Here is a 6,000-nt window from a genome sequence, read left to right on the forward strand (position 1 = left end):
GAGGGGGGCTGACCGCGGGCGGTGGCGGTTCGCTACGCCGCCGGCGTCGCCGGCTGCTGGTGGTACACGGACGTCCACACCTCGTTCCGGATCTGCCGGAACTCCGCGGAGAGGCGGATCTCCTCGGTACGGGGATACGGCAGGTCCACATCGATGATGCGGTGGACGCGGCCGGGCCTGGCGGCCATGACCACCACCCGGCTGGCCAGGTACACGGCCTCGTCGACGTCGTGCGTGATGAACAGTACGGTGCGCTTCTCGCGGCTCCAGGTCGCCAGCAGTTGGTCCTGCAACTGGACCCGGGTGAGGGCGTCGAGCGCCCCGAACGGTTCGTCCATGAGGAGGACTCGCGGATCCACCGCGTACGCTCGGGCGATGGCGCAGCGCTGCTTCATGCCGCCCGAGAGCGTCTTGGGCAGTGCGTCCGCGAAGTCCTCGAGCCCGACGAGAGCGATGGCCCGGTCGGCCCGGCGGTGTCGCTCCTCGGTGGGTACGGAGGCGAGCTTGAGGCCAAACTCCACGTTCTGACGTACCGTCAGCCATGGAAACAGGGCGTACTGCTGGAAGATCACACCCCGGTCGGGCCCGGGTCCGGTCACCGGCCTGCCGTCCACCAGTACCTGGCCCGAGCTGGGCTCCTGAAGTCCCGCCGCCATGCTCATCAGGGTGCTCTTGCCGCAGCCGGAGGGCCCGACGACGGTCACGAACTCCTGGTCGGCGATGTCGAGGGACACTCCGTCGAGGGCGGTGAAGTCGGTTCCCTTCAGCGGGAAGGTCTTCACCACGCCCTGAAAGCTGATCTTGTTCCTCATCCCGGCCCTGTCCTTCGCCCCGGCTGTGTTCCTCATCCCGGCCCTGTCGGTCATCGTCGTTCCTGCCAGCCGGTGAGCCGGCGTTCGGCGAGCAGCAGCAGCCGGTCCATGAGCAGCCCGAGCACACCGATGGTGATCACGGACACGAAGATGGTGTCCATCTCGAACCAGGTGGACGCCTTCTGCATCCGGTAGCCCAGTCCCTCCTGCGCGCCGATCATTTCGGCCGCGACCACCGTGGCCCAGGAGGCACCGAGTCCGATGCGCATGCCGACGAGGATGAACGGTGTGGCGGCCGGCACGACCACCTTGGCGAAGATGACCCGGTCCGAGGCGCCCAGGACCCTGGCGGCGTTGATGAGAGTGCGGTCCACGTCGATGACGCCCTGGAAGGAGGCGACGACGCAGGCCATGAAGGCGGCGAGGCAGATCACCGCGATTTTCGGGACCTCGCCGATGCCGAGCAGTACCACCGTCAGCGGGATGAGCGCGAGCGGCGGGATGGTGCGGAAGAACTGGATGTAGGGCTCGACCAGGGCGCGGACCGTCACGTACCAGCCCATCAGGAAGCCGACGGGCACGGCCAGGACCACACCGAGCGCGTAACCGAGGAAGACCCGGCGCAGGCTGGCGAGCGTGTCGGACGCCAGGGTGCCGTCGACGATCATGTCGCCCGCCTTGCGTGCCACGGCGACCGGCGTCGGCAGGTTCTCGACCAGGCCGAGCGCCGCCACCACCGCCCAGAGGAGGACGCCGGCCACCAGGGCGAGGACGTTGAGGGCGAGCGGCCGTCGGCGGGAGCGGCGCGCGGTACGCCGTGGGGGCTGTGCCACGGCGGTCTTCTCGGGAGGGACGATCACGGCCATGGGTGCCTCACTGGATTCACGCATGCTCCTCGGTGACGGGCTGCGGATAGCGGGAGAGCAGGGGGGATTCGTGGAGGACGAGGGCGATGCCGCCCAGCGCGCTGCCGGCTTCACCGAGGGTGGCGCGCCGTACTCGTACGCGGTCGCGGGCCAGCGGCATCACATGGGTGTGCAGGGCGCGCTCGACGGGCTCGATCAACGCGGCGCCCGCCTCGGCGAGTTCGCCGCCGATGACGATGACACCAGGGCCGACCGCATTGCACACGGCGGCCAGTACCGTGCCGACGGCGGTGCCCGCCCGCTCCAGTACGTCGTGTGCGTTCTTGTCGCCGGACGCGGCGGCGGCCAGGAACGCGGTGATGTCCTCGGCCCGGCCGCCGCCCGCCCGGTAGTGCTTCAGTACGGCGTCGACCGAGGCGACAGTCTCCAGGCAGCCCGTGCCGCCGCACTGGCACGGTGCGCCGTCGGGGTCGACGGTGACGTGCCCGAACTCGCCCGACATGCCGTACATCCCGCGGTGCAGTGAACCGCCGACGACCAGACCGCCGCCCACACCGTGGGACAGCCGTACGTACAGCACGTCCCCGCCGTCGGCGGCCGCGCCCCACACTGCCTCGGCGAGGGCGGCGAGCCGGGTGTTGTTGTCGAGCAGCACGGGCACGCCGAACCGCTTGTGGAGCAGCTTCGGCAGCCCGTCGAGGCTGCGCTCGCCGACATCCGCACCGCCTGCATTGGTACTGCCGGCATCGATGAGCGGCCCGACCACGCCGACCCCGATCGCGCTGAGCGAGCCGAGCTGGAGAGTGCCGCGCCGGAGTGTGCCGCGCCGCGGAGCACGGCCGGCGGGCGTATTGCGCGGGGTCGAGCCGTGGGAGGCGGCGTGGGAGGCGGTGTGATGAGCGGCGCCACCCGGGACGGGACCACCGAGTGAGCCGAGGAGGCGTTCGGCGATGTCGGCGCGCTGGTTCCAGGTGAGGCCGGGTGCGTGCGCCTCACTGGCGGAGCCGATCATCTCGTGGGCCACGTTGATCGCGGAGACATGGACGGCGCGGCGGGCGAAGTCGATGCCGATAGCCTCTCCGGCGTGGGGATTGAGGCTGAGCTTCTCGACCGGGCGGCCGCGCCTGCGCACCTCCGCCTGTGGGGTGGCGGCGACCACCGCACCGCCTTCCACGAGGCCGGCGACGATGTCGTACAGGGTGGTGCGGGACAGGCCGCTGTGCGCGCCGAGCTCGGCCCGGCTGAGCGGACCGTGCTTGCGGAGGAGGTCCAGCACGGACTGCTCGTGGCTCTTGCGCAGCCGTGTCAGGGGACCGTCGTGTGCCTGCATGCCGCACAGCATGGAGAGCCGCACGGTTTTTCGTCAATGAGCCGGAACAAAAAGGTTTTCGGGCCGTTACGGCGAGAACGGTACGTGTTCACCGCGTCGTTGCTGGGCTTTCCCGCTTCGGCGCGCTGCGGATACGGTGGGTGGTTGCAGATTTATGTTCACATCATTGACATAAACCTGGCGCGAGGCCGACCATTCCTCGCACGGCGCCGGTCGAGAACCCCCACACTCCGCCGTTCCGGCGCCCCGCCGCCCGGCCGCTCCCCCCGACCAGGACGACCGAACCGAAAGGCCCCCCCGTGCGCCCCAACATGCTGTTCCTCATGACCGACCAGCACCGCGTGGACACCCTCGGTGCCTACGGCAATCCGCACGTCCGCACCCCGCACCTGGACCGGCTCGCGGCCGAAGGCACCCGGTTCGACAGCTGCTACACCCCCACCGCGATCTGCACTCCGGCTCGCGCCAGCCTGCTCACGGGCGCCGCGCCCTTCCGCCACAAGCTGCTGGCCAACTACGAACGCAACGTCGGCTACCTGGAAGACCTCGCGGACGACCAGTTCACCTTCGCCGGACAACTGCGCGCTGAGGGCTACCGGCTGGGACTGCTGGGAAAGTGGCACGGCGGAGTACGACGCACCGCCGCCGATTACGGCTTCGAGGGCCCTGACCTGGCCGGCTGGCACAACCCCGTCGACCACCCCGACTACCTCGCCTACCTGGAGGAGCACGGGCTCCCGCCCTACCGCATCACCGACCCCGTACGCGGCACCACACCCAATGGAAGCCCCGGGAACCTCCTCGCCGCCCGGCTCCACCAGCCCGTCGAGGCCACCTTCGAGTACTACCTCGCCACCCGCACCATCGAAATGCTGCACCGCTGGACGGAAGAGGAGCGGGGCAGCGACGGCAGGCCCTTCTTTCTGGCGACCCACTTCTTCGGCCCGCACCTGCCGTACATCCTCCCCGACGAGTACTACGACATGTACGACCCCGAACTCGTCGAACTCCCCGCCTCCATCAGCGAGACGTTCGCCGCCAAGCCGCCGGTACAGAGCAACTACAGCCGACTGTGGGCCTTCGACACCATGCCTCTGGAGGAGAGCCGCAAGCTGATCGCGGTCTACTGGGGGTACGTCACCCTCATCGACCAGCAGATCGGTCGTATCCTCGACGCGATGCGGGAGCTCGGTCTGGACGACCGTACCGCGGTGTTCTTCACCGCCGACCACGGCGAATTCACCGGCGCCCACCGGCTGCACGACAAGGGCCCTGCGATGTACGAGGACATCTACCGGATACCCGGCATCCTGAAGGTCCCCGGCGGCCCCGCCGGCCAGGTACGCGACGAGTTCGTTTCGCTCACCGACTGCACCGCCACCATCCTCGATCTCGCCGGCAGCGACACCAAGCCGGCCGTGGACAGCCGCAGCCTGCTGCCGCTGGCCGCCGGTGAACGTCCCGACTGGCCGGAGCACCACCTCGCCGAGTTCCACGGCCACCACTTCCCGTACCCCCAGCGCATGCTGCGCACCCGCCGCTACAAGCTGGTGGTCAACCCGGAGTCGCACAACGAGCTGTACGACCTGCACACCGACCCCGACGAACTGCACAACCGTTATGAACATCCTGAACTGCGCGATGTGCGGGCCGAGTTGACCCGTACGCTCTACGACCTGCTACGCGAGCGGGGCGACAACTTCTTCCACTGGATGACACCGATGTACGACGTGGAGACCGACTACGACACCACGCTCTCGGCATTCGAGAACGAGCCCGACACCGCTGCCTCCGTGCCGGGGCCGGCGGGGGAGGAGCGCGCGTGAACCCTGCGGACTCCGAGACCGCGGCCCGCTCGTGCTGCGCACCGGCCCGTGGGCCGGCTGATGCGAGTGTGACGGCCGGCGCGGACGCGATGGCTGATGCCGTGGCGTCGCCCGGCACACGGGACGACGCGGCGCCGGCGTACCGCACCAGCATCGACCTGCCCGGCGGCACGTTCCGGATGGGCAACGAGGACGGCGATGCCAACGCCGGGGACGCCGAAGGGCCGGTACGCGAGGTCACCGTCGCCCCGTTCGCCGTGGACGCGTACGCCGTGACCAACGCACGCTTCGCCGCCTTCATCGCGGTCACCGGCCACCGTACCGACGCCGAACGCTTCGGCTGGAGCTATGTCTTCGCGAAGTTCCTGCCCGGGGCGTTGCGCAAGGTCTCACCGCGCCCGGACGCCACTCCGTGGTGGTGCGGCGTGGAGGGAGCCCGCTGGGACGCACCGGAGGGGCCCGGCAGCGGGCTGGAAGGACGCTGGGACCATCCGGTCGTCCACGTCAGCTGGGCGGACGCCGCCGCCTTCTGCGCGTGGGACGGCGGGCGCCTGCCGACCGAGGCGGAGTGGGAGTACGCGGCGCGCGGGGGGCTCGACCAGGCGCGTTACCCGTGGGGCGACGAACTCACCCCCGGCGGGTCCCACCGCTGCAACATCTGGCAGGGGACCTTCCCGGTGAAGAACACCGCGGACGACGGCTACGCCGGCACGGCTCCGGTACACGCCTACCCGCCCAACGGCTACGGACTGTTCAACGTCGCGGGCAACGTCTGGGAATGGACGGCCGACACCTGGCAATCGGACCGGTCGGGCCACTCGGGCCACTCGGGCCACTCGGGCCACTCGGACCGGTCGGATCAGTCAGGTCTGCGGGCGATGCGCGGCGGCTCGTACCTGTGCCACGCCTCGTACTGCAACCGCTACCGCGTCGCCGCGCGCACCGCCAACACCCCGGACAGCACCACAGGAAACCTCGGCTTCCGCGTGGTGCGCGCGCCCACGGACGACACCGCCCGGGGGGGGGGGGGGGGGGGGGGGGGGGGGGGCGGCCGGGGGGGGGGGGGGGGGGGCGGGCGGGGGGGGGGGGGGGTGGGGGCCCGGGGGGGGGGCGGGGGCCCCCCGGCGCCCACGGGCCGGGCCCGCCGTACGGCGGAGTGCCGTACG

The 6,000-nt window shown here is 70.6% G+C and carries 5 protein-coding genes; 2 read left to right on the forward strand and 3 right to left on the reverse strand.

What is annotated here, in order from left to right; translation table 11 throughout:
- Nucleotides 1-32: 32 nt before the first annotated feature.
- Genes ACIGQF_RS21885 through ACIGQF_RS21895 form a run of 3 tightly spaced genes read right to left on the reverse strand, consistent with a single transcriptional unit; the run spans nt 33 to nt 3,020 of the window.
- Nucleotides 33-812, reverse strand: coding sequence for an ABC transporter ATP-binding protein (locus ACIGQF_RS21885; protein WP_399712588.1), 780 nt, complete (start codon nt 810-812; stop codon nt 33-35).
- A 50-nt stretch (nt 813-862) separates the two neighbouring features.
- A complete protein-coding gene (locus ACIGQF_RS21890) occupies nt 863-1,678 on the reverse strand; it encodes an ABC transporter permease (protein ID WP_399712662.1) in 816 nt (271 codons plus the stop codon).
- A gap of 16 nt (nt 1,679-1,694) precedes the next feature.
- Complete coding sequence (locus tag ACIGQF_RS21895) at nt 1,695-3,020, reverse strand: ROK family protein (RefSeq protein ID WP_399712665.1); 1,326 nt, start codon at nt 3,018-3,020, stop codon at nt 1,695-1,697.
- Between the two features lie 299 nt (nt 3,021-3,319).
- Between ACIGQF_RS21895 and ACIGQF_RS21900 the strand changes: the two genes are divergently transcribed.
- On the forward strand, nt 3,320-4,834 hold the full coding sequence (locus tag ACIGQF_RS21900) for a sulfatase-like hydrolase/transferase (protein ID WP_399712667.1): 1,515 nt from the start codon (nt 3,320-3,322) through the stop codon (nt 4,832-4,834).
- On the forward strand, nt 4,831-6,000 hold a 1,170-nt coding region (locus ACIGQF_RS21905; RefSeq protein ID WP_399712590.1), incomplete at its 3' end, for a formylglycine-generating enzyme family protein. The genes ACIGQF_RS21900 and ACIGQF_RS21905, both read left to right, overlap by 4 nt.

It is taken from the genome of Streptomyces sp. NPDC053560 (genome assembly GCF_044544605.1).
GTDB lineage: Bacteria > Actinomycetota > Actinomycetes > Streptomycetales > Streptomycetaceae > Streptomyces.

What these genes read in the sequence shown, in the direction of transcription:
- ACIGQF_RS21885 (WP_399712588.1), bottom strand. Translation starts at nt 812, where the DNA reads ATGAGGAACAAGATCAGCTTTCAGGGCGTGGTGAAGACCTTCCCGCTG.
- ACIGQF_RS21890 (WP_399712662.1), bottom strand. Translation starts at nt 1,678, where the DNA reads ATGGCCGTGATCGTCCCTCCCGAGAAGACCGCCGTGGCACAGCCCCCA.
- ACIGQF_RS21895 (WP_399712665.1), bottom strand. Translation starts at nt 3,020, where the DNA reads ATGCTGTGCGGCATGCAGGCACACGACGGTCCCCTGACACGGCTGCGC.
- ACIGQF_RS21900 (WP_399712667.1), top strand. Translation starts at nt 3,320, where the DNA reads ATGCTGTTCCTCATGACCGACCAGCACCGCGTGGACACCCTCGGTGCC.